Raw genomic sequence first — 24,266 nt, 5'->3', positions numbered from 1 at the left:
TGGAGGTGCAGTTTTTTATCTTCTTTTCTGCTCCGCCAGTCTGTTCAAATAGTCCTGTAATAGCATTAGCCTCTTTGGATTATCGTGGTTATTACTTAATCGCTGAATGATTCGCTCTAGCTTGTTTGCATCGATTTTGTCGTGTTGTAAGCGAAAAACTAATGCATTTAGGGCGCGTTTTTTTGAGGGTTGATGCATAAATTGTTTATGCAGTATAACTAAAATCAACCAGATACCTTGCCTTACCTCGAAGAAATCAAGTGTAGCAGAGAAAGACTGCTCGCTTTTTTTGGCAAGTATTAACCCATTTAATAAACGATGCATTAGGCGCGTTGTTGATGGTTTATGGCCTTGAATAAGCTGTGCAACCCCTTGCTTAAATTGTTGATCAGCCAGTTGAAGCAGATGTTGGTAACGTTTTTGGGGGTTAGTTGGATAAATCCACATAAAGGCAATCATAGCCACAAGAGGTCCACAGACAATCGCAATCGCATTCCCCACACTGGTTGTAAAAGAAATTGAAAATGGGTAGCTAGGTTGCAGTAAGATCAGTGAAACCATTATGTAATCAAAAGCAATAAATATTAATCGGCTATGAGCAAAAATAATGATGCCGCTAATGATGACAGGGATAATTAACAAGGTCATTTGCCATGATGAGCTTGCAAAAGGCCACAGGCACCAACTGCAAATTAAGGCGGCAATAGCCCCCAAAAATTGCCCCGTGAAAACATTTTTCATGAACTTATCGGGGTAATCAAATGAAGCAAATATGGTTAGCATCACTGAAAGGCCTAAAGTGAGATAAGCCAGTGTCTGCCATTGTGTTAATAGCCAAAGCACCCCAACCACACCAATGGTGATAAATGACCGCGAAAATGCATGCCATGCCGAAATCTTGTCTTGATGTAATTTGAGCTTATCGACTCGGCTTTCACGCTTTATCGAGGTGCCTTTAATTGCGTAATAGAGCGTGACCAAAAGATTTTTTAAGGGGCCATTTGGGCAAAGTGATAATAAGTGTTTCCACTCTCTTTCTGACGGCTCTTGGTCTGGAAAGGGGAATGCGGCAATCGATTTAAATTGCGTTAAATGCAGTAATATTTGGCTTTGGGCAATTAATCGTTGCCGTGCTTGAGTCACCTGTTTTCGATGGTAGCGCCAACCAATACGGTTTGCTTCTAACTGCTCATCATAGCTTGCGATTTGCTGCCAGAGATGATGAATATCATCTGGTTTAATCGCTTCTTTCTTATGTAAGGCTCGATGTAAAATAGTATAAAACTGTTGATTTATCTGGTTTTTTAAAACAGTTATAGGTGCTTGGTCTCGCTTTGGCGTGAATAGATAATTAAAAATCACAGCAGAGAGAACGCCGACCAAGATAGTCCATAGCCTATCCCAAGCCACCAAAAAGATATTGTTTGAGTCATGTACGCTAAGCATGCTTACCATCACGGCAGAATAACCTGCGAGTAACGTACCATAAGCCACAAATCCTTTTTGGAGTTGCCCAATACCGCTACACGCCCCTAGCCATATGGCAAGCCCAAAGATAAACAGTAGCGGGTGGATAAAATGCAGGTAGATGAGTAGTACCCCAGCGAGTACGCCACTGACAGTACCGGCAAAACGCCACCAACTCTTTTCGAGTAAGTTTTCACGCCAAGGCTGAGCAGATGCCCACACAGTCATCGCTGCCCATTGTGGATGGACAAGCTGAAAATATTGAGCAACAAACAGCGCAATAATTGAGGCGCAAGCAGTGATTGTGGCAAAGCGTAAGCGATCTGAATTAAAACCTAAACGCTGCAACAAAGCATTATTTTGTGACATAAAGTATTGAATATGGGTAATATCTGCGTGTGAATAGTAAGATTAGTTGATATTATCAACTAAATGGATAACAGATTATTAACTAATTAGTTGATAAAATCAACTAATGGGGTATTTATGCGGACAGACCAAGCGCGTGTTTTTGGGATAATTAGCCGTGCAGCCCATCGCTATATGAAATGGATGGGGGAGCCTTATGGGATCAATGCGATTGAGTGTTTGATGTTACTTCATATTCAGCAATATGATGAATCGACGCTTGAGCAAATCTCGCGTGCAATGGTGATTGATAAGTCGGTAACAACGCGCGGGATCAGTAAATTCCTTGAGCAAGGATGGGTCGAGAAGAAGAGTAGCTTAATTGACAAGCGTGCTTACCATATCTCGCTAACGGCGGTTGGGGAGCAAATTGTTGAGGAGCTGAATGATAAATTAAATAAGTGGAATGATTACTTGGCGGCAGATTTAACGGAACAAGACGCTGAGCAACTATTTGGTTTTCTTGACAGCCTGGCAAAGAATGCCGTTGATATTTCTATTAAAGATTTCCCTGAACGGTTTACGGATAACCAAGAGTGATGCACTCGCTCCAATGATTTTAGAGCGAGCCATTGCCTGATTATTGTGGTGATGTCTGTTCTGAGGGGAGCGTATTGAGCTCCAATAAGTTTCGATTACCATCAATCATGGTGATCATTTTCTGTGGCTGATAGCACTCGCGTAGTGGAGATAAACAGGCTTTAGAGGAGCGCTGTTGTATTCCTAACCAATCACTCATTAGCCAATAATTATTCGCGGTAGAATAGGGCTGATTGAGGGCGGTTTCGTTCAATACAGGTTTGGACGCACTCTGGCTGTACCATATAAACAGGGGAATTTCATAGGCCTCTTTGCGTGGGCTATTGACACCATGGTGGTAGTGAATGTTACGGTCACTGTCTAATCGCTGTAAGGCATGATCAGAAAAATACATGACGGTTGCAGCCTTACCATCTAATTTTTGCAAGATCTTATCGATAAATTTATCGGTATAGGCAATCGAACTATCATAACAGTTATCATCCTCTTGCTTGCTAAATTCTTGGTATTGGTCTTCAGGGAAGCGATTACAGGATGGTTCATGACTACCATAGGTATGTAATACAATCAGTTTTTTCTTTTTCCCATTCTGCGGATCATCGCTAATGGCTTGGTCGAAATAGTCTAAAATCTCTTCATCGTAACCGACAAACTCATTCCATTTCTTGTGTTTTGCCATGCTAGCAATGGTGGAGATAACGCTGGTTTTTTTATTGGTTTTACCTTGATTGCTGATCCAATAGGTATCAAAGCCCGCATGGTTAGCTAAGGCAATAATGTTATCAGCATAGTGCTGCTTATCCTGCATCTGTGAAAAGCTAATGTTTGAGAGAGACACTGGCACCGATAGGATGGTGACTGGTGCAGGCGAATAGGCCTGATTAAACAGCAGCATTTGTGGTTTACGGCGGTTTAAATTGGGTGTTGTATCGTATTGATAACCATAAAGGCTTAGGTGGTCTCGGCGTACCGATTCGCCAATGATCAAGACATAAACATCGGCAGCAGTTTCTTTTTTATCGTATTGATATTGAACAGTATAACTGGATATCTTCCGAATGCCTCTATTTTCATATAAATTTCTGATCAGTGCAGACGCGTTATAAAAAGGGGTGTGAGAGAGATATTGTTCCCCTAAAAGTAGATAGCTATCTTGTTTCGCGAATAACGCGGAATAATAGGTTGGGATCAACACAAGATAACCACAAAATAACCCCAAGCTTGCCCAAGTGACTTTGCGATTGAGGTATTTAGCACCTTGACGAATACTCAAAAAATAAACAGCGAAAACAATAATATAAAATAGAACATAGTATTTGTTGTAGGAGAGCATGCCTACAGTTTCACTGCTATTGGTGTTGATAAATGTTTCGGCAATCGACGAGGAAAAGCGGATATCGTGTTTTTGATAAAAGAAAAATGAAACGGAGAGGTTGAGCGCCCATAAAAAGGTAACAAATACCGTGATGATTTTCCCAGCCAGCGTGCGGTAGATCCCCGCACAAAGCAACATAACTAATGCGCCCGTTACGGTGATCGCGAGCTTGGAAAGTAAACTAATATCACCACCCAATAGTGCGGGTATAGCGGAAATCAGCAAAAAGTAAATTAAAGTGATAAATAAACGCATAGTGATAATGATTGGTTATATCTAATTTAAAGATTTAATTGGGTATTATTTTTAATTAAGTTAATTAGGTATGTATTAAGCGTTTATAACATAAAAAAAGAGAGTTTAATCAATATACAAGGGGTAAAAAACTGTAAACTAGCGTTATGTTAAGTCATGGATAAAAGAAAACCCTATGTTTTCACACAGGGTTTTCAAGCTGATAACGGTTTTTTCTCGCCGCAAATTAGATATCAATATTTGCCGCTTTCAGAGCATTCTCTTCGATAAAGGCACGACGAGGTTCAACGGCATCACCCATCAAAGTGGTGAACAGCAAGTCGGTTGCGATAGCATCTTTTACGGTGACGCGCATCATACGACGTGTATCAGGGTTCATAGTGGTTTCCCAAAGTTGCTCAGGGTTCATCTCACCAAGACCTTTATAACGTTGTACCGATAGGCCACGACGTGACTCACGACTTAACCACGCCAGCGCTTCCTCGAAGTTTTTGATATTCTGGCGGCGTTCACCACGTTCGATATAAGCACCTTCTTCAATTAGGTCGGCAATCATGTCACCTAAATGGGTGATGCGGCGGTATTCGCTACCGTGAACAAAATCAAAGTCGAGATTGTAGTCAGTATCGACGCCATGAGTACGGATACGAATGGTCGGTTCAAATAGCTGACGTTCGCGATTTTCCTTGATGGTATAGCTGTAAGTACTACCAAGCTGCTCATTGTCTTCTAAGCGTTGAACTAAGCCTTTAGTCCACTCTTCGACTTGTTCACTGCTTTTCAGTGCTTCTTCCGTCAAGGTAGAGTGATACACCAAGCTATTCAGTAATGCTTGCGGATAGAGACGCTCAAGACGACGAATGATCTTGTGTGCAGCATTGTATTCAACAACCAGTTTTTCTAGCTCTTCGCCTTTCATCGCCGGTGCATCAGCACTTAGATGTAGCGCGGCTCCATCAAGTGCAATAGAAATGAGATACTCATCCATCGCATCATCATCTTTGATGTATTGCTCTTGCTTACCTTTTTTCACTTTGTACAGTGGAGGCTGAGCGATATAAACATGACCACGCTCAACAATTTCAGGCATTTGGCGATAGAAGAAGGTCAATAACAACGTACGGATATGCGAACCATCGACGTCAGCATCCGTCATGATAATAATGCTGTGATAACGCAGTTTATCTGGGTTATATTCATCACGCCCAATACCGCAGCCTAAAGCGGTGATCAACGTAGCGACCTCTTGTAAGGAGAGCATCTTATCGAAACGCGCTTTCTCAACGTTAAGAATTTTACCTTTTAGAGGCAAAATAGCTTGGTTCTTGCGGTTACGGCCTTGTTTTGCAGAGCCGCCCGCGGAGTCCCCTTCCACAAGGTAGAGTTCAGAAAGTGCTGGGTCGCGCTCTTGGCAGTCTGCCAGTTTGCCCGGCAAACCCGCCAGATCTAAGGCGCCTTTACGGCGAGTCATTTCACGTGCTTTACGTGCTGCCTCACGCGCACGCGCTGCATCAATAATTTTACCAACAACAATTTTTGCGTCAGTTGGGTTCTCTAATAGATACTCAACAAACCGTTCATTCATCATGGTTTCAACGGCTGTTTTCACCTCAGAAGAAACGAGTTTTTCTTTTGTTTGTGATGAAAACTTAGGATCAGGCACCTTAACAGAGATAACTGCAATCAAGCCTTCACGGGCATCGTCACCGGTTGCACTGACTTTAGCTTTTTTCTGATAGCCTTCTTTATCCATGTAGTTGTTGAGTGTACGTGTCATTGAGGCACGGAAGCCTGCAAGGTGAGTACCCCCATCACGCTGTGGAATATTATTGGTGTAGCAATAAACGTTTTCTTGGAAGCCATCGTTCCACTGCATGGCGATTTCAACACCAATACCATCTTTCTCAGTTGAGAAGTAGAATACAGATGGGTGAATTGGGGTTTTATTGCGGCTTAAATACTCAACGAACGCTTTAATTCCACCTTCATAGTGGAAATGGTCTTCTTTGCCATCACGTTTATCAATCAGTCTGATTGAGACACCAGAGTTTAAGAATGACAGTTCGCGCAGACGCTTAGCTAAAACGTCGTATTCAAATTCAGTGACGCCTTTGAAGGTGTCTAAGCTTGGCCAAAAACGGACGCGAGTTCCGGTTTGATCGGTTTCACCAACAACAGTTAGTGGGCCTTGTGGCTCACCGTGGCAATAAGTTTGTTCATGAACTTTACCATCACGGCGGATAGTGAGCTCTAATTTTTCGGATAAGGCGTTAACAACAGAAACCCCAACTCCGTGTAGACCGCCGGAGACTTTATAGGAGTTATCGTCAAATTTCCCGCCCGCATGCAGTACCGTCATGATAACTTCTGCTGCTGATACCCCTTCTTCCTCATGGATACCTGTTGGAATACCACGACCATCATCTTGAACAGAGACTGAGTTATCAGCATGGATTGTGATCACGATGTCGTCACAAAAACCGGCGAGGGCTTCGTCGATAGCGTTGTCGACAACCTCGAAGACCATGTGATGAAGACCTGTACCATCGTCGGTATCACCGATATACATGCCTGGGCGCTTACGCACGGCATCCAGCCCTTTTAATACCTTGATACTTGAGGAGTCATATGTATTCGACATCAACGTTTCCCGCTATATTTATTCCTGTGGTTTAACTTCTATTTTGCCATGTTCTACGCTAAACATCTTGCTATTTACATCAATCATGTCTTTAACTTGCTCAGGTGTTATTGCACTAACAAACACTTGAGCTTGCGTAGCCTTAAGCCGAGCAGCCAATAATTGACGGCGTCCCGAATCAAGTTCTGAGGCAAAATCATCCAGTAGATACAGGCATCTTTGCCCGCTCTGTTGGGTGAAAAACTCACCCTGCGCTAACCTTAATGCGCACATTAAAAGTTTCAATTGACCGCGTGAAAGCATATCTTCCACAGGGGTTCCATTCGCCCTGATCCGCAAATCAGCTTTATGTGGCCCAGAGGCGGTATAGGTTAACATTTTATCACGCTCAAATTGGCGTTCTAATAGCTCTGAATAATCGATTTCTTTATCCCAACCGCGTTGAAAAGAGACCGATAATACAAATTCAGGCAAAAATTGTTGGCAGGTTTGCTCAATATTTTCCGCAATACCTGCAATATATTCACTACGCCATTGGCTGATTTGCTCTGCAAGCGGAGCTAATTGCTGATCCCAATGGCGTATTTGTTCATAGCGACTGACCTGCCGTAATGCAGCATTGCGTTGCTTTAATAACCGTTTTAAGTCTGACCAAACGGAAAAAAACAACGGTTCGTTATGAAAACAGCCCCAGTCGATAAATGCACGTCGATACTTAGGGCCACCGTTTAGTAAGGTAAACCCTTCTGGGGTAATTAATTGCATTGGCAGTAATTTTGCCAGTTCTGCAATTTTATGGCCGTCTGTGCCATCAATTCTGACTTTACTGTCACCCTCACGGTTTTTACTCAACCCTAACGACAATGCTTTGCGCGATGCATCCAGATGGCCTAATTTCCCATGTAGGATAAATTGAGCCTGTTCGTGACGGATCACGCGGTTCGCTTGGATACTACGAAAAGCACGACCATGTCCCAAGGTGTATATCGCTTCAAGCACACTGGTTTTGCCGCTCCCATTGGGGCCAATTAAAAAATTGAACCCATTAGCTAAAGCGAGATCGGCATCTTCAATGTTACGAAAATCGCGGATCAATAAACGCGAAAGGATCATAAAACGATTACAAACGCATTGGCATAACAACGTAAACAGCCGCGCTACTTGCGGAGTCTTCAATTTGAACACTCGACACAGCATCGGTTAAAAACAGAGTGACGTTTTCACTCTTCAGGGCATTGAGCACATCAAGGATATAGCTAACGTTAAAGCCTATTTCCATTTCAGTACCCTGATAATTCACATCAACAATCTCTTCCGCTTCTTCTTGCTCTGGGTTGTTTGCCGTAATGCGTAACTGATTTTCACTGAAATATAAGCGAACGCCACGGAATTTTTCATTCGATAAGATGGCCGCGCGTGAAAATGCTTGCTTGAGCAGATCACAACGAGCTTCTAATGTCTTATCCGGGTTTTTCGGCAGAACACGACGATAATCAGGGAACCTGCCATCAACCAGTTTTGAGGTGAAAATAAAATCACCCACATGGGCACGAATATTATTACTGCCTATTTGCAATTGGACAGGGGTATCACCGCCATCCAAGAGGCGCATTAACTCAATGACCCCTTTGCGTGGCACGATGACCGAATGTGAAGGTAAATCTTGCCCGATATCCATCGCACATACAGCAAGGCGGTGCCCATCGGTTGAAACGGTTCTTAATAACTGGCCTTCGGTTTCAAATAGCATGCCGTTGAGGTAATAACGGACATCTTGATGAGCCATTGAAAACTGAGTGGCTTCGATTAAGCGTTTGAGGATTGACTGTGGAAGCGAAAACTCCACCTCACTTTGCCAATCATCTAAATTCGGGAAATCTGTGGCTGGTAATGTCGATAGTGAAAAACGGCTACGCCCTGAGCGAACAAGCAGCCTGTCATCATCGAGTTCTACACGAATTTCAGAACCTTCAGGAAGCCCACGCCAGATATCAAAAAACTTGCGTGCTGGAACGGTGGTTGCTCCAACGTCATGCTCCTGCGTTAAAGGAACATGGGCCATCATCTCCATTTCTAAGTCGGTTCCGGTTAATAGCAAAGCGCCTTCTTTAACTTGTAAAAGAAGATTACCTAAAATAGGTAGCGTTGGACGCCCACCTAATGGACCACTAACCTGTTGCAACGGTTTTAATAACTGCTCGCGTTCAATAGTAAATTTCATAGCAATTAAGATGATAATGTTCTGATTAAGTTAGAAAAATCCTCTTTGATGTCATGGCTTTCTTCCCGCAATTGTTCAATTTTACGGCAAGCATGCAATACCGTTGTATGATCACGGCCACCAAAGGCATCCCCGATTTCAGGCAAACTATGATTGGTCAGTTCCTTCGCCAACGCCATCGCCATCTGGCGCGGACGGGCGACAGAGCGAGAACGACGTTTAGAAAGTAAATCCGCAACTTTTATTTTGTAATATTCAGCCACAGTTTTCTGAATGTTATCGATAGTTACCAGTTTTTCTTGTAGTGCTAGCAAATCTCGCAGCGCTTCACGCACAAAGTCAATGGTGATAGCGCGGCCAGTAAAGTTTGCATTGGCAATAACACGGTTTAACGCACCTTCCAGTTCACGCACATTGGAGCGTAGGCGTTTAGCGATAAAAAAAGCCACCTCGCCCGGAAGCTGGATCTCATTTTCATCGGCTTTCTTCATCAAAATCGCTACACGGGTTTCTAATTCAGGTGGTTCAATGGCCACTGTTAAACCCCAACCAAAACGCGATTTTAAACGATCTTCAACCCCATTGATCTCTTTAGGGTAGCGATCGGAAGTCAAAATAATTTGTTGGTTGCCTTCCAACAGCGCATTGAAGGTATGGAAAAACTCTTCTTGAGAACGCTCTTTATTCGCAAAAAATTGGATATCATCAATCAGCAGTGCATCAACAGAGCGGTAATAGCGTTTAAACTCTTCAATCGCATTGTTTTGTAAAGCTTTGACCATATCTTGCACAAAACGTTCAGAATGCATATATACGACACGCGCATTGGCTTTGTGCTGCATGATGCTGTTGCCTACAGCATGTAATAAGTGTGTTTTACCTAAGCCCGTTCCCCCATAAAGGAATAATGGGTTGTATGCTCCCCCTGGATTTTCGGCAACTTGCCTCGCAGCAGCACGAGCGAGTTGGTTTGATTTACCTTCAACAAAGTTATCAAAGGTGTGTTTGGGGTTAACATTGGAGCGATAGGCAACATCAGGTTGCGCTTTGGTTGAGTTATCCCAACTTGGCTTCACTGGCGCCGACGGAACGGCGATAGCTGGCGCTTCATGGGTATGGCGAGCCTGAGTATTGGTAGGAGAAACGGTGATGGGTTTGCTCCCCACCTCAAAACGCAGAGCTGGCGCATCAGTACCACAAAAGTCATTCAATAACTCGTTGATGTTATTGATGTACTTATCTCTAACCCAATCAAGGACAAAACGATTCGGGGCATAAAGTGCCAGTGTATTATCGTTTAATTCAGCTTGAAGAGGGCGTATCCACATACTGAATTCTGTGGCAGGTAGTTCATCCTGCAATCGGGCAAGACATTGCTGCCAAAGCGAAAGTGACACGGTGGACTCCCCTAAACAAGATCAATGAAACAAAAGAAGTACGGATTAAACAAAGAATTTTTTACTGGCCGCTTTTTTATACAAGCGCCAGAGAAGTCAAAGTGATTCATTTTTACTCATCGTATTTTTCCGATCCGCAGATCAGAAACGTGACCAGAGATCATACCGTAAAATTGGCAAGAGATCTTCATTCTTTTACACAGTTTTTATGCTTTTTATCCACAGGTAATTGTGGTAAGACATCGCGATTAGAGGAGAACCCTCTTGTTTGATCTCGATCATTTGCTATTTTTCCACAAAGCTGGGGATAACTTTAGACGATTTATGGAAAATTTTCTCTAAGGATCAAAAAATATTTTTAGATCGGCCGATGATCCTTGCGCTTTGAGGCGGAGTCCGTATAATCTTCCACCCTGTGTACTGCATTGAAGTGATTTTCACGATAGACCATTTCGAGGTAAGTTATGAAAATGGCGCTTCATTCGCTGTTGCAGCATATGTCAGCAAACCTGTCAGCCAGGCTATAAATAAAGTGGTTTGATTGCGTCATTTCATTGACGTGACCCCCTATGTTTTATTACAATCCTGCCTCTTTCTATATTGTTGCGATAGAGGCACAGGTGTAAATCAGTTTCCACTGGTTGCCAACGCGTTTACTGAATCAGTAATAAATTTTAAAGTTAGGTAGAAATCGTTATGAAACGCACTTTTCAACCGTCCGTACTGAAACGCAACCGTTCACACGGTTTCCGTGCTCGTATGGCCACTAAAAATGGTCGTCAGGTTCTGGCTCGCCGTCGTGCTAAAGGCCGCGCTCGTCTGACCGTTTCATCTAAGTAATAAAGCTAGCCCTCTATTCAAGTGGTTACGCTCGCTTTTACCCGGGAGTTACGTTTGTTAACTCCCAGGCACTTCGATAATGTCTTTAAGCAGCCGCAGAGGGCGAGTTCCCCAGAGATAACAATCCTTGGTCGCCTAAACGAGCTGGGGCATCCCCGCATCGGTCTCACCATCGCCAAAAAAAATGTTAAACGAGCTCATGAGCGAAATCGTATTAAGCGATTAGCCCGTGAATATTTTCGTTTGCATCAACATGAGTTGCCTCCCATGGATTTTGTGGTATTGGTAAGAAAAGGGGTTGCTAATCTCGATAATCAACAAATAACGGAAACATTGGGTAAATTATGGCGTCGACACTGTCGCTTGGCTCAAAACTCCTGATTGGGTTGATTAGGGGATACCAATTGGCAATTAGCCCACTGTTAGGGCCTCGTTGCCGTTTCAATCCAACTTGTTCAAATTATGGAATTGAGGCATTGCGCAGGTTTGGAATGTTAAAAGGTAGTTGGTTAACGGCGAAACGCGTATTAAAATGCCACCCTTTACACGCTGGTGGAGACGATCCTGTTCCGCCTAAAAAAAACGATGATAATAGAGAATTATAACGATGGATTCGCAACGCAATCTTCTACTCATCGCTTTGCTATTTGTTTCGTTCTTAGTATGGCAGGCCTGGGAAAGCGATAAAGCTGCTCAGGATCTAAAAACTGTCCAAACGACACAACAAACAGATATGCCAAGCAGTGATTCCCAAGCTGTTACAAGCAGTGGGCAAGGTAAGCTAATCACAGTGAAAACGGATGTGTTAGATTTACGCATCAATACTCGTGGTGGTGATATCGATGAGGCTGACTTGTTAGCCTATCCTGCAACCCTTCATTCGGAAAGTCCCTTCCGTTTACTGGAAACTACACCCGATTTTATCTATCAGGCACAAAGTGGTCTGATTGGCCAACATGGCCCAGATAACCCAGATAATAGCAATGGTCAACGCCCTGTTTATAGTGTGGAATCATCAAGTTTCATTCTTGCGGATGGCCAAGATGAGCTACGTGTTCCGATGACATTCACCGACAAAAACGGTGTGGTTTATCAAAAAACCTATGTGTTGAAACGCGGCCACTACAATGTTGATGTTGAATACAATATTCAGAACCCAACAGCGCAAGCTTTGAACCTTGCCTTCTTTGGTCAGTTAAAACAAACTATCCAACTACCAAAAGAACGTGATACAGGTAGCAGCAACTTCGCATTACATACATACCGTGGTGCAGCCTATTCTTCAGATGAATCTAACTATAAAAAATATAGCTTTAGTGATATCGAAGATAAAAAACTCAATGTCACCACTAAAGGTGGTTGGGTGGCGATGTTGCAACAATACTTTGCAACCGCGTGGGTTCCTGCAAGTAATGAAAATAGCACGTTCTACACCATCGACCTTGGTCAAAAAGAGGCGATTATCGGTTATAAGAGCCAACCATTAACGATTGCTGCTAATGGTGCTGGTACTTATTCATCGACGCTATGGGTAGGCCCTGAAATCCAGTCAGAAATGGCTGAAGTGGCACCTCATTTAGACTTAACGGTTGATTATGGTTGGTTATGGTTTATCTCTCAGCCACTGTTCAAGCTGTTGAAATTTATTCACGGTTTTGTCGGTAACTGGGGTATTGCTATCATCATCATTACCTTTATCGTCCGTGGTATTATGTACCCGCTGACTAAAGCACAGTACACCTCAATGGCGAAAATGCGTTTATTGCAACCAAAACTGGCGGCAATGCGTGAGCGTATTGGTGATGACAAACAGCGTATGAGCCAAGAAATGATGGCGTTGTACAAAGCAGAGAAAGTCAACCCACTAGGTGGTTGTTTACCGCTGCTTATCCAGATGCCAATCTTCCTTGCTCTTTATTACATGTTGATGGGTTCTGTTGAACTACGTCATGCACCATTCTTTGGTTGGATTCAGGACTTGTCAGCACAAGACCCATACTACATCCTGCCAGTGTTGATGGGTGTGACTATGTTTGTTATTCAGAAGATGTCGCCAACAGCCGTGACCGATCCTATGCAGCAGAAGATTATGACCTATATGCCGGTCGTCTTTACTATCTTCTTCCTGTGGTTCCCTTCTGGTCTGGTACTGTACTACATCGTGAGTAACTTGGTGACCATTATCCAGCAGCAGATCATCTACCGCGGTCTGGAAAAACGTGGTCTACATAGCCGCGATAAAAAAGAGAAGAAATAATAGAGGTCTTGGGTAAGCAAGAAGCTTATTTCAGGATATAGTATTAAGGCGGCCATTCATGACCGCCTTAATTTTTTATAGGAATGACAGAGAGACATCATGCAAACCAACGATACGATTGTTGCACAGGCAACACCTCCCGGTCGTGGTGGGGTCGGTATTTTACGTGTATCAGGCCCAAAAGCGGCTGTAGTTGCTCAAACTGTGTTGGGTAAGCTACCAAAACCGCGTTATGCGGATTACCTACCTTTTCGTGACGTCGATGACACCGTACTGGACCAAGGTATTGCCATTTTTTTCCCCGGCCCTAACTCATTTACAGGGGAAGATGTTCTAGAACTGCAAGGCCATGGTGGTCCTGTCATTCTTGATTTATTACTTAGACGTATTTTGACGATTGATGGGGTGCGTATTGCTAACCCAGGTGAGTTCTCTGAACGTGCATTTTTGAATGACAAATTAGATTTAGCACAAGCTGAGGCGATTGCAGATCTGATTGATGCAAGTTCAGAGCAAGCCGCCCGTTCGGCAATGAACTCGTTACAAGGGGCATTTTCAGCACAAATCCATCAAATGGTCGAAGCATTGACGACATTGCGTATTTATGTCGAAGCTGCCATCGATTTCCCTGATGAAGAAATTGATTTTCTTTCTGACGGTAAAATTGAAGCCAAATTGGATGACGTGATAGCGGATTTAGAGCGAGTGCGCTCAGAAGCTCGCCAAGGCAGCTTGTTGCGTGAAGGGATGAAAGTGGTGATTGCGGGTCGTCCTAATGCAGGGAAATCGAGTTTATTGAATGCGTTAGCAGGTCGTGAAGCAGCGATTGTGACTGATATTGCAGGAACCACACGTGATGTTTTGCGTGAGCATATTCATATTGATGGTATGCCATTGCACGTGATTGATACAGCGGGCTTACGTGAAGCGAGTGATGAAGTTGAACGTATTGGTATTGAGCGAGCATGGAAAGAGATTGAACAGGCAGACCGAGTTTTGTTTATGCTTGATAGCACCACCACGGATGCGACAGAGCCTCAAGAGATTTGGCCTGAATTTATGGCACGCCTGCCAGAAACATTGCCTGTTACTGTGATCCGCAATAAAGCGGATAAAACAGGTGAAAAAATTGAGTTTGTTGAAGATGTTCGTTACCCATTAATTCGCCTATCTGCACGTGAAGAGAAAGGGATTGATTTGTTGCGCGATCACCTAAAAGAGACGATGGGTTTTAATAGTAATACCGAAGGTGGTTTTTTGGCTCGTCGCCGTCATCTACAAGCCCTTGATGCAGCGGCAATGCACTTAGCGCAAGGTCATGAGCAATTGGTCGTTGCTCGCTCCGGTGAGCTACTTGCAGAGGAGTTGCGCCTTGCACAGCAAGAGCTGAGCGAGATCACCGGTGAATTTACATCAGATGACCTGTTAGGCCGTATTTTCTCCAGCTTCTGTATCGGCAAGTAAAAATTTGCTTAGCTAAAAGTTGTGGCAGCTTGCTATCTTATCAGCAAGCTGCAGTCAATCTATCGCCGTTAGATCTGTTAACTGGTTATAAAACTGAGACTTCACAGGATATGCATGACGATCGGTGAATACAAAAGGTATCTTTACGGCGGCTAATGAGGTCTGTATTGTCAATAGTCACCCAATTCGGTGACAGATGTTCACTATTTCCTGCATATAAACTATTGGCAAAAAGCCAAAGGGTGCCTTAGGATAATTTTCCAGTTTTCTTTTTAAGCCAACTCTCTTTTAATCGTAATGAGTACAAATTTTTCATTAGGAAAATTTTTTTGCACTCTGCCATCAAAGGGATTGCGTGAAAACCAATGAAACGGAACATAGCTATCTAATTGATGTTTTTTTCTACCTTCGATGATCTCTTTGTCTGCAATATCATGAAATTTCTTAATGTCTACTCTTGGCTTTAAGCCCTCAATCAATATATTTCTTATATTTTTCAAACTAGTAAGATGATATATTAGCTTTTTTGTTTTGATATCATTCATATAGTATTCCTTTGATTATTATAAAAATAATATAATTAGAGTGTTAGTTTAATTATTTCATCTAATTATCAAGAGAATATCGCAATATATGGCAAAGAGCAGTGATAGTGCTAACATCATTAAGAAATACTTATTATTTGGATGATGTCTGCTTAACGTTAATTTTGTCTTAATCCTTCTTGTGATTTTTCTTTTTATAATGTCGAGCTAATTTTAGTCATAGGTTATATTCATGAGCATTAAGCTTCCTACCAATATACACATCTACAATTTTGTACAGCGACCTGACCTTATCGATGAATCCGATGAACTGCTGGATAAATTATGGCCAGAGTTTATGAGCCAAACTGCTGTTTGTGATGAATATTGGCAAGTATTGTATGAAGAGCCGAATGCACAATTTCAGTTTTTAGCTGTCGCGAATGTGGATGGAAAAGAGAAGGTCGTCGGTGTCATTAAAGCGATCTCCTTTCTATGGCCTGATGAAAATCTGACAAAACTGCCTGATTTTGGTTGGGATGATATTTTCAATTTTGCGGTTGAGAATAAACAAGGTGAAGATCGCTATATTTCTGCATTATCAGTGACGATTGAGCCTGAATATCGTGGTTATCAAATTCCAGCACTACTGATTAATGCGTTGAAAAAAGCGGCTGTAGCGTATGGGGCGAAGGCGGTTGTTGTTCCTGTACGACCCACTTTAAAGCATCGTTATCCTCTACAATCATTTGACGATTATTGTGCATGGAAAAATGCACAAGGGGAGCCTTTTGACCCTTGGATACGCACACATTGGCGATTAGGGGGTAAAATTTTACAGCCTGTATATCGTTCTATGGTGATTGTTGGCACCATTAAACAATGGGAGTCATGGACAGGCATGCGTTTTATGCAGTCTGGCCAATATATTGTACCGCAGGCGTTAGTTCCCGTTAATATCGATACACAAGCTCAATGGGGCGAATATATCGAGCCTAACCTTTGGATGTTGCACTCTCTGGGAAATGAATAAAGGGAGTGCTATGTAAATGTTTATGCATGCCATACTATTTCTAATGTTAGGGCGTTGATATTTTTCTTTTTTAATTGTTTATTTGAAATATCAGTCGGTGACTTAATCTGTAATTCGATTACTGTGGGTAAATACTGTGGCTTTTCCTTGGCGGCAGAAACCGACTAACGTTAAATTTGCTTTTTGCGCGACTTCAATGGCTAATGAGGTCGCAGCAGAAACAGCAAACAAAATTTCAGCGCCACAGCTTGCCGCCTTTTGCACCATCTCATAACTCGCTCGACTAGAAACCAATACGGCACCTTGTTGCCAATCATGACGGTGTTTCATACCTAAAAGTTTATCCAATGCGACATGGCGACCAACATCTTCACAACCGCCAACCAATTGGCCCTCTGGTGAAATCCACGCGGCAGCATGAGTACATCCAGTGAGTGCTCCGATTTCTTGCACTTTTTTTAGCTCAGATAATGCGTTATCTAAGTGACTTAGTGAGAAAGTTTGGGTGAATGGCAGTGGGGAAATAGGTTTAAAAATTTCGTCGAGTTGTTCCGTGCCGCAAATACCACAGCCTGTCCGGCCGGCGAGGTTGCGCCTGCGCTCTTTCAACCCCATAAAACGGCGGCTGGATAATTCAACATGCACTTCAATACCACGATGGCAGCCTTGAACAATATCAATTCCACGAATTTCTTGCCTTGACTGTATGATCCCTTCCGATAATGAGAACCCAACAGCAAAATCTTCTAAATCTTTTGGCGTTGCCATCATAACGACATGAGATATCCCATTATAAACCAAAGCAACAGGTAATTCTTCGGCTACCCAATCAGTTACAGACTGATCGAGGTTGCCTTTTTGTTGCACACTTGTGTGATTTGCGCCAATCATTTTGATGGATTTTGACAATTTCGTGTTATTTGTTTCATGCATTAGATGAATTCCTAGCATTAATGATACATAATATTGATTATGGGTAAAAAGAATTTACACCATTTATCAGGCAATGAACCTGAATACGATACGGAAGACGTTGAATAAGAACAGTTTACCTGAATAATGCGATTTAAAACATTCACCGGGTAACAAGAGCAATGTAAATGAGGAGATCCCCATGCAAGTCAGCAGAAGACAGTTCTTTAAGATCTGTGCTGGCGGTATGGCGGGTACGACGGCAGCAGCATTGGGTTTTGCACCCTCAACTGCGTTAGCGTCCACACGTCAGTATAAATTACTGCGTGCGAAAGAAACCCGAAATACCTGCACGTACTGCTCTGTCGGTTGTGGGCTATTGATGTATAGCTTAGGCGATGGAGCGAAAAATGCGAAAGAGAGCATTTTTCATATCGAAGGTGACCCGGACCATCCGGTAAACCGCGGCGCACTCTGCCCGAAAGGTGCAGGACTTATCGACTTTATTCATAGTGAAAGTCGACTCAAATACCCTGAAGTACGCGAACCAGGTACGAATGAGTGGAAACGTATCACTTGGAACGAAGCGTTTGACCGCATCGCCAAGTTGATGAAAGAAGACCGTGATGCCAATTTTATTAAACAGAACAAAGATGGTGTAACGGTTAACCGTTGGCTGACAACAGGTATGCTCTGTGCATCAGCCGCCAGTAACGAAACAGGTTTTGTCACCCAAAAATTTAGTCGCGCCCTCGGCATGCTTGCCGTGGATAACCAAGCGCGTGTCTGACACGGACCAACGGTAGCAAGTCTTGCTCCAACATTTGGTCGCGGTGCGATGACCAACCACTGGGTTGATATTAAAAACGCTAACCTTGTTGTTGTTATGGGTGGTAATGCGGCAGAAGCGCATCCAGTCGGTTTCCGCTGGGCGATGGAAGCCAAAATCCATAATAAAGCCAAACTGATTGTTATTGATCCACGCTTTACCCGTACAGCGGCAGTGGCGGATTTCTACACGCCTATACGTTCTGGTACTGATATTGCGTTCTTGTCAGGTGTGATCAAATACCTACTGGATAATAAAAAAATCCAGCAAGAGTATGTGGAAGCCTACACTAACGCCAGCCTGATCATCCGTGAAGATTACGGTTTTGATGATGGTTTGTTCACAGGCTATGATCCCGAAAAACGTCAGTATGATAAAACGACGTGGAACTACGAGATGGATGAGAATGGTTTCGCACGACGCGACCCAACGCTCACTCACCCTCGCTGTGTCTTGAACTTACTAAAAGAGCACGTTAGCCGTTATACACCAGAAGTGGTGAATAACATCTGCGGTACCCCAATCGAAGATTTCCTGAAAGTTTGCGAGTACATTGCAGAAACGAGCGCGAAAGATAAGACGGCCTCATTCCTATACGCACTTGGCTGGACACAACATACTATCGGTGCGCAAAACATCCGTACGATGGCGATGATCCAGTTACTGCTAGGTAATATGGGTATGCTAGGTGGCGGTGTTAACGCATTGCGTGGCCACTCGAATATCCAAGGTCTGACCGACTTAGGTTTATTATCTCAAAGCTTACCGGGTTATCTGACTTTACCGTCAGAAAAACAAACTACCCTCGAAAGCTATTTGGCTGCGAATACACCCAAAATGACCCTACCAGGTCAGGTTAACTATTGGGGCAATTACCCGAAATTCTTCGTCAGTATGATGAAGACATTCTATGGTGATAAAGCGCAGAAAGAGAATGATTGGGGCTTTGACTGGTTGCCTAAATGGGATCAGGGCTACGACGTATTGCGTTATTTCGAGATGATGGATAAAGGTGAAGTCAATGGCTATATCTGCCAAGGCTTTAACCCATTAGCCTCATTCCCGAACAAAAACAAAATTATCAAATCGCTATCTAAGCTGAAATTCTTGGTCACCATCGATCCGCTGAACACAGAAACGTCAAACTTCTGGCAAAATCACGGTGAAATGAATGACGTTGACCCGTCTGCAATTCAGACAACGGTCTTCCGTCTGCCATCTTGCTGTTTTGCTGAAGAAAATGGTTCGATTGTTAACTCAGCGCGTTGGCTACAGTGGCACTGGAAAGGTGCAGATGCACCCGGTGAAGCGATTAGCGATGGCGAAATTCTGTCGGGTATCTACCACCGTATACGCCAACTCTATGAAACAGAGGGTGGTGAGTCGCCAGAGCCAGTCTTGAACATGACTTGGAACTACTTTGACCGTGATAATCCAACACCGGAAGAAGTGGCTCAGGAAAGCAATGGTTATGCGCTGGTGGATCTGAAAGATGCCGATGGCAACATCATTGTGAAGAAAGGCGAACTACTGAGTTCGTTCGCTCAATTGCGTGATGATGGTACGACATCAAGTGGCTGTTGGATCTTTGCTGGTAGCTGGACACCGAAAGGTAACCAGATGGCGCGCCGTGATAACTCTGACCCTACTGGCCTAGGTAATACCCTTGGTTGGGCGTGGGCATGGCCATTAAACCGTCGTGTTATCTATAACCGAGCATCTGCTGACCCAATGGGTAAACCATGGGATCCTCGCCGTCAAATTCTTGAGTGGGATGGCAGCAAGTGGATTGGTATGGACGTACCAGACTATAGCAATGCGCCTCCGGGAAGTGGTGTGAATCCGTTTATTATGCAACCGGAAGGGATGGGTCGCCTATTTGCACTAGACAAAATGGCAGAAGGTCCGTTCCCAGAACACTATGAACCGATTGAAACTCCGCTCGATACTAACCCATTACATCCAAATGTGGTCTCGAACCCGGCTGCGCGTGTGTTCAAAGATGACTGGGCGCAAATGGGTAAAGCGACAGAGTTCCCTTATGTTGGAACAACCTATCGCTTAACAGAGCATTTCCACTATTGGACAAAACATGCGTTGTTGAATGCCATTATTCAGCCACAACAATTCATTGAAATTGGTGATCGTTTGGCGAAAGAAAAAGGTATTAAACAAGGTGATATGGTGAAAGTCAGCTCTAAGCGTGGCTATATCAAAGCGAAAGCAGTTGTGACGAAACGTATTCATACGTTGAAAGTCAACGGCAAAGATGTGGATACGATTGGTATTCCTATCCACTGGGGCTTTGAGGGCTTAGCAGTGAAAGGCTTTATTGCAAATACACTGACACCATATGTGGGTGATGCCAACACGCAAACGCCGGAATTTAAATCATTCCTTGTCAATGTGGAAAAGGTGTAAGGAGATAAATTATGTCAATGCAATCACAAGACATTATTCGTCGCTCCGCCACCAATTCCCTGACGCCCCCCGCGCAAGTGAGGGACTTTAAGGAAGAAGTGGCGAAGCTGATTGACGTGACTACCTGTATTGGCTGTAAGGCTTGTCAGGTAGCATGTTCAGAGTGGAACGATATTCGTGACAAAATCGGCACTAACGTTGGGGTATATGATAACCCAACGGATTTGACCGCGAAGTCATGGACCGTTATGCGCTTTTCTGAAGTGGAAGAAAATGGCAAGTTCGAGTGGCTGATCCGTAAAGATGGCTGCATGCACTGCTATGACCCAGGCTGTTTGAAAGCTTGTCCGTCAGAAGGTGCGATCGTTCAGTATAAAAACGGTATTGTTGACTTCCAATCTGAGCACTGTATTGGGTGCGGCTATTGTATTGCGGGGTGTCCGTTCAACATTCCACGCATCAACAAAGAAGATAACCGTGCATACAAATGTACGCTCTGTGTCGACCGCGTTGAAGTTGGACAAGAGCCTGCTTGCGTGAAAACCTGTCCTACTGGCGCTATTCATTTTGGTAGCAAAGAGGATATGACGGCGCTGGCAGGCGACCGTGTGGCTGAACTGAAAACACGTGGTTACAACAACGCGGGTCTTTATGATCCAGAAGGCGTTGGTGGTACACACGTAATGTATGTTTTGCATCACGCTGATAAACCTCAGTTGTATCATGGTTTGCCGGACAACCCGACAATCAGTCCAACAGTCACTTTCTGGAAAGGTATCTGGAAGCCGTTAGCAGCGGTTGGTTTTGCTGCGACCTTTGCGGCGGCCATCTTCCACTATGTGGGTATTGGTCCGAACCGCGTCTCCAAGAAAGAAGAAGAAGAGGCTCTGAAAGATATTCAGGACTCAAAATCTTCTGAGACTTCAAAGTCAGTTGAAGGGGAGGATCAAAAATGATGCCGCAGGATAATGAAAAAATTATTCGCCATAAGCCGATTGAGAGGATCAATCACTGGGCGGTTGTGATTTGCTTCTTGTTCACTGCTATCAGTGGATTGGGGTTTTTCTTCCCATCACTGAACTGGTTCATGAACATTTTTGGTACATCACAACTCGCTAGGATCCTGCATCCTTTTGTTGGTACCGCGATGTTCCTGCTGTTCGTCTTTATGTTTTTCCGTTATTTTCACCACAACTTTATCAACAAAGAAGATATTAAGTGGGCGAAAAATATCGGTAAAGTATTGAAAAACGAAGAAGCTGGGGATGTTGGTCAATATAACCTTGGTCAAAAAGGGGTATATTGGGTTGTCTCTATCTGCTTAGTGCTACTGGCTGTAAGTGGCGTGATTATGTGGCGTCCTTACTTTGCAGACTTTTTCTCAATCCCAATTTATCGTGCAGCGATTATCGTGCACTCCATTTCAGCGATAGCTCTGATCATTATGATTATCGTGCACGCTTATGCCGCAATCTGGGTGAAAGGCTCTGTGCGTGCGATGGTGGAAGGTTGGGTAACCCGTGGTTGGGCGAAAAAGCATCACCCGCGTTGGTACCGTGAAATCGTCGAAAAAGAGAAACAGCAGCAACAAGAGAAAAATTAAACCTTTCAATTGTTGAGTTCTGATAATAAACCCACAAACAAGAATATTGTTTGTGGTTTTTTTCATAAAAAGAGGATTAAAAAATGGAACACTTTCTTTTTATATTCATATAAAGTGTGCGCTTTGATTAATTTTAAGAATAAACATAATGAGTGTAATAACTTTTTTCTCTATTATCATAATATAGAAAAATACATAACCGATTCTATTTTAATAAAACAAATATGACGTACCGATAAAGATCATTATTAATCACCTTCTTTTTATGAGTTGTTTTATTCACCTGATTAAGGAGTAGATCAAATAAATAATAATTGAATATTATTCAATAATAATTAACTTATTGTTGAATTTTATTTAATCCAATAAAACAGCAACGCGGTTAATCAATTGATTTTAAATATAATTTGTTGTTTGTGAATGTTTATTTAAGAACATCCAATTATGTTATTGATTTTTAGTCAACCAAATAGGACTCTCTAAATAAGATGTAATAATGTCTTATTATAATAATCCATATTGTTTATTTTGGTATATATAGATAGAGGTTTGTTCTATTATTGAAAGAATAGGGTATTAATAACTGTTAATCATTAATAGGAAAGGATAATTGAGCTATTAAAACACATTATTTCTGTCGCCTAGACATTAAGTGAAATATTTATTATAACGGTGTAAATCATTATTTATTAATAAAATCCATCTAAATAAAATCTTTATTTTTTGAAATGACTTTCACCACAGCTAAATAAATATTCAATTCCATTTACGACAGCTAAATAATGAGGTAATTCATGGATCTTCCTTTACAAGGTATCAAAGTACTCGATTTCACCGGTGTACAGTCAGGGCCATCTTGTACCCAAATGTTAGCGTGGTTTGGTGCTGACGTAATTAAAATTGAACGCCCAGGCGTCGGTGATGTGACGCGCAATCAGTTAAGAGATATTCCTGATGTCGATGCGCTTTATTTTACCATGCTCAACAGTAATAAGCGTTCTGTTGAACTGAATACCAAAACGCCGGAAGGCAAAGAGGTCATGGAACGCCTGATTAAGCAGGCGGATGTATTAGTTGAAAACTTCCATCCGGGTGCTATCGACCATATGGGCTTTACTTGGGAACATATTCAAGAGCTAAATCCACGGTTAATCTTTGGCTCTATCAAGGGGTTCAATGAGAACTCCCCTTATGCAGATGTAAAAGCGTATGAAAACGTTGCGCAAGCTGCGGGTGGAGCGGCGTCAACCACAGGTTTTTGGGATGGCCCACCATTAGTCAGTGCAGCAGCACTAGGCGACAGCAACACGGGAATGCACTTATTAATTGGTCTACTAGCCGCCTTGTTACACCGTGAAAAAACCGGAAAAGGGCAACGCGTGACAATGTCGATGCAAGATGCCGTATTAAACCTTTGCCGTGTGAAGTTGCGCGACCAGCAGCGTTTAGAAAAAGTGGGCTATCTTGAAGAGTATCCTCAGTATCCAAACGGTAAATTCGGTGATGCCGTTCCTCGTGGGGGCAACGCTGGTGGCGGTGGCCAGCCGGGTTGGATCTTGAAGTGTAAAGGTTGGGAAACGGATCCAAACGCATACATCTATTTTACTATCCAAGAGCAAGATTGGGAGCAAACTTGTATTGCTATTGGCAAGCCAGAGTGGGCGAAAGACCCTGCCTACAGCACGCCACAGGCGCGCCAACCACATATCTTCGATATTTTTGCTGAAATTGAAAAATTCTTAGCCGATAAAGACAAACATGAAGCCGTTGAATATTTAAGCAAATATGGTGTGCCATGTGCGCCTGTATTGAGCATGCGTGAGATTGCTCGTGACCAATCATTACGCGATAGCGGCAGCATTGTTGAAGTTGAGCAACCAAAACGCGGGACTTATCTCACTGTTGGTTGTCCAATGAAGTTCTCATCATTCACCCCTGAGATTAAGAGTGCGCCACTGTTAGGTGAGCATACCGAGGAAGTGTTAACTGAGTTAGGTTATAGCGCGGAGCAGATCGCCTCAATGCGCACCAATAAAGCCATTTAACGCGAATAAATGAGGGGGGCCGCTGATAAGCCCC

Annotated in this window: 19 protein-coding genes; 11 read left to right on the top strand and 8 right to left on the bottom strand. The window is 43.2% G+C overall.

The features are described from left to right. Positions 1 to 15: 15 nt before the first annotated feature. Positions 16 to 1,836 (bottom strand): FUSC family protein, encoded by a 1,821-nt coding sequence (locus PR699_RS16350; protein ID WP_014657161.1) that lies wholly within the window; start codon positions 1,834 to 1,836, stop codon positions 16 to 18. A 117-nt stretch (positions 1,837 to 1,953) separates the two neighbouring features. Between PR699_RS16350 and PR699_RS16345 the strand changes: the two genes are divergently transcribed. Further along, entirely contained in the window at positions 1,954 to 2,415 is a 462-nt protein-coding gene (locus PR699_RS16345) for a MarR family winged helix-turn-helix transcriptional regulator (RefSeq protein WP_004924091.1), read from the top strand. A 40-nt stretch (positions 2,416 to 2,455) separates the two neighbouring features. On the opposite strand, the gene PR699_RS16340 is transcribed toward PR699_RS16345, so the two are convergent. The 5 genes from PR699_RS16340 to dnaA all read right to left on the bottom strand — a co-directional run bounded on the left by PR699_RS16340 (position 2,456) and on the right by dnaA (position 10,304). Beyond that, on the bottom strand, positions 2,456 to 4,045 hold the full coding sequence (locus tag PR699_RS16340) for a phosphoethanolamine transferase (RefSeq protein ID WP_014657162.1): 1,590 nt from the start codon (positions 4,043 to 4,045) through the stop codon (positions 2,456 to 2,458). Positions 4,046 to 4,271: 226 nt separating this feature from the next. Further along, a complete protein-coding gene (gyrB, locus tag PR699_RS16335) occupies positions 4,272 to 6,686 on the bottom strand; it encodes a DNA topoisomerase (ATP-hydrolyzing) subunit B (protein ID WP_272577862.1) in 2,415 nt (804 codons plus the stop codon). 18 nt (positions 6,687 to 6,704) lie between these two features. Beyond that, complete coding sequence (gene recF / locus PR699_RS16330; protein WP_004924099.1) at positions 6,705 to 7,799, bottom strand: DNA replication/repair protein RecF; 1,095 nt, start codon at positions 7,797 to 7,799, stop codon at positions 6,705 to 6,707. A 7-nt stretch (positions 7,800 to 7,806) separates the two neighbouring features. Then, complete coding sequence (gene dnaN / locus PR699_RS16325; protein ID WP_004924103.1) at positions 7,807 to 8,907, bottom strand: DNA polymerase III subunit beta; 1,101 nt, start codon at positions 8,905 to 8,907, stop codon at positions 7,807 to 7,809. Between the two features lie 5 nt (positions 8,908 to 8,912). Then, positions 8,913 to 10,304, bottom strand: coding sequence for a chromosomal replication initiator protein DnaA (dnaA, locus tag PR699_RS16320; protein WP_004924106.1), 1,392 nt, complete (start codon positions 10,302 to 10,304; stop codon positions 8,913 to 8,915). A gap of 696 nt (positions 10,305 to 11,000) precedes the next feature. On the opposite strand from dnaA, the gene rpmH reads away from it, so the two are divergent. The 5 genes from rpmH to mnmE all read left to right on the top strand — a co-directional run bounded on the left by rpmH (position 11,001) and on the right by mnmE (position 14,865). Continuing rightward, a complete protein-coding gene (gene rpmH / locus PR699_RS16315; protein WP_004906236.1) occupies positions 11,001 to 11,144 on the top strand; it encodes a 50S ribosomal protein L34 in 144 nt (47 codons plus the stop codon). 21 nt (positions 11,145 to 11,165) lie between these two features. Next, positions 11,166 to 11,525: a ribonuclease P protein component gene (rnpA, locus tag PR699_RS16310; protein WP_004924110.1), complete on the top strand. Its 360-nt coding sequence runs from the start codon at positions 11,166 to 11,168 to the stop codon at positions 11,523 to 11,525. Continuing rightward, positions 11,489 to 11,749: a membrane protein insertion efficiency factor YidD gene (yidD, locus tag PR699_RS16305; protein ID WP_014657163.1), complete on the top strand. Its 261-nt coding sequence runs from the start codon at positions 11,489 to 11,491 to the stop codon at positions 11,747 to 11,749. The genes rnpA and yidD overlap by 37 nt, the downstream gene beginning before the upstream one ends. Positions 11,750 to 11,751: 2 nt before the next feature. Beyond that, positions 11,752 to 13,401 (top strand): membrane protein insertase YidC, encoded by a 1,650-nt coding sequence (gene yidC, locus PR699_RS16300; RefSeq protein ID WP_004924116.1) that lies wholly within the window; start codon positions 11,752 to 11,754, stop codon positions 13,399 to 13,401. A gap of 99 nt (positions 13,402 to 13,500) precedes the next feature. Further along, complete coding sequence (mnmE, locus tag PR699_RS16295) at positions 13,501 to 14,865, top strand: tRNA uridine-5-carboxymethylaminomethyl(34) synthesis GTPase MnmE (RefSeq protein ID WP_004924119.1); 1,365 nt, start codon at positions 13,501 to 13,503, stop codon at positions 14,863 to 14,865. Positions 14,866 to 15,137: 272 nt separating this feature from the next. Here the strand turns inward: mnmE and PR699_RS16290 are convergent, their stop codons facing one another. Continuing rightward, on the bottom strand, positions 15,138 to 15,410 hold the full coding sequence (locus PR699_RS16290) for a DarT ssDNA thymidine ADP-ribosyltransferase family protein (RefSeq protein WP_014657164.1): 273 nt from the start codon (positions 15,408 to 15,410) through the stop codon (positions 15,138 to 15,140). Between the two features lie 232 nt (positions 15,411 to 15,642). Here PR699_RS16290 and PR699_RS16285 point away from each other — a divergent pair, with 232 nt between their 5' ends. Next, entirely contained in the window at positions 15,643 to 16,422 is a 780-nt protein-coding gene (locus tag PR699_RS16285; protein ID WP_014657165.1) for a hypothetical protein, read from the top strand. 102 nt (positions 16,423 to 16,524) lie between these two features. Here PR699_RS16285 and fdhD read toward each other — a convergent pair whose 3' ends face one another. Next, positions 16,525 to 17,355 (bottom strand): formate dehydrogenase accessory sulfurtransferase FdhD, encoded by an 831-nt coding sequence (gene fdhD / locus PR699_RS16280; protein WP_014657166.1) that lies wholly within the window; start codon positions 17,353 to 17,355, stop codon positions 16,525 to 16,527. Between the two features lie 181 nt (positions 17,356 to 17,536). Between fdhD and fdnG the strand changes: the two genes are divergently transcribed. The 4 genes from fdnG to frc all read left to right on the top strand — a co-directional run bounded on the left by fdnG (position 17,537) and on the right by frc (position 24,232). Next, positions 17,537 to 20,584 (top strand): formate dehydrogenase-N subunit alpha, encoded by a 3,048-nt coding sequence (gene fdnG, locus PR699_RS16275; RefSeq protein WP_080728249.1) that lies wholly within the window; start codon positions 17,537 to 17,539, stop codon positions 20,582 to 20,584. An 11-nt stretch (positions 20,585 to 20,595) separates the two neighbouring features. Beyond that, a complete protein-coding gene (gene fdxH / locus PR699_RS16270; RefSeq protein WP_014657167.1) occupies positions 20,596 to 21,540 on the top strand; it encodes a formate dehydrogenase subunit beta in 945 nt (314 codons plus the stop codon). After that, a complete protein-coding gene (gene fdoI, locus PR699_RS16265) occupies positions 21,537 to 22,187 on the top strand; it encodes a formate dehydrogenase cytochrome b556 subunit (RefSeq protein WP_004924143.1) in 651 nt (216 codons plus the stop codon). The genes fdxH and fdoI overlap by 4 nt, the downstream gene beginning before the upstream one ends. A 794-nt stretch (positions 22,188 to 22,981) precedes the next feature. Next, positions 22,982 to 24,232 carry a formyl-CoA transferase gene (gene frc / locus PR699_RS16260; protein ID WP_014657168.1) on the top strand — a complete coding sequence of 417 codons (1,251 nt, stop codon included), beginning with the start codon at positions 22,982 to 22,984 and terminating at the stop codon, positions 24,230 to 24,232. The last annotated feature ends 34 nt before the right edge of the window (positions 24,233 to 24,266 follow it).

It is taken from the genome of Providencia sp. PROV268 (genome assembly GCF_028477805.1).
Lineage (GTDB): Bacteria > Pseudomonadota > Gammaproteobacteria > Enterobacterales > Enterobacteriaceae > Providencia > Providencia stuartii.
This window is presented reverse-complemented; position numbering and strand designations above follow the sequence as displayed.

Bases quoted from the DNA above. Each gene is read 5' to 3' on its own strand.
- fdoI (WP_004924143.1), top strand. From the start codon at position 21,537: ATGATGCCGCAGGATAATGAAAAAATTATTCGCCATAAGCCGATTGAG.
- yidC (WP_004924116.1), top strand. From the start codon at position 11,752: ATGGATTCGCAACGCAATCTTCTACTCATCGCTTTGCTATTTGTTTCG.
- gyrB (WP_272577862.1), bottom strand. From the start codon at position 6,686: ATGTCGAATACATATGACTCCTCAAGTATCAAGGTATTAAAAGGGCTG.
- yidD (WP_014657163.1), top strand. From the start codon at position 11,489: ATGGCGTCGACACTGTCGCTTGGCTCAAAACTCCTGATTGGGTTGATT.
- PR699_RS16345 (WP_004924091.1), top strand. From the start codon at position 1,954: ATGCGGACAGACCAAGCGCGTGTTTTTGGGATAATTAGCCGTGCAGCC.
- frc (WP_014657168.1), top strand. From the start codon at position 22,982: ATGGATCTTCCTTTACAAGGTATCAAAGTACTCGATTTCACCGGTGTA.
- fdxH (WP_014657167.1), top strand. From the start codon at position 20,596: ATGTCAATGCAATCACAAGACATTATTCGTCGCTCCGCCACCAATTCC.
- recF (WP_004924099.1), bottom strand. From the start codon at position 7,799: ATGATCCTTTCGCGTTTATTGATCCGCGATTTTCGTAACATTGAAGAT.
- rpmH (WP_004906236.1), top strand. From the start codon at position 11,001: ATGAAACGCACTTTTCAACCGTCCGTACTGAAACGCAACCGTTCACAC.
- PR699_RS16290 (WP_014657164.1), bottom strand. From the start codon at position 15,410: ATGAATGATATCAAAACAAAAAAGCTAATATATCATCTTACTAGTTTG.
- mnmE (WP_004924119.1), top strand. From the start codon at position 13,501: ATGCAAACCAACGATACGATTGTTGCACAGGCAACACCTCCCGGTCGT.
- PR699_RS16340 (WP_014657162.1), bottom strand. From the start codon at position 4,045: ATGCGTTTATTTATCACTTTAATTTACTTTTTGCTGATTTCCGCTATA.
- fdhD (WP_014657166.1), bottom strand. From the start codon at position 17,355: ATGCATGAAACAAATAACACGAAATTGTCAAAATCCATCAAAATGATT.
- PR699_RS16350 (WP_014657161.1), bottom strand. From the start codon at position 1,836: ATGTCACAAAATAATGCTTTGTTGCAGCGTTTAGGTTTTAATTCAGAT.
- PR699_RS16285 (WP_014657165.1), top strand. From the start codon at position 15,643: ATGAGCATTAAGCTTCCTACCAATATACACATCTACAATTTTGTACAG.
- dnaN (WP_004924103.1), bottom strand. From the start codon at position 8,907: ATGAAATTTACTATTGAACGCGAGCAGTTATTAAAACCGTTGCAACAG.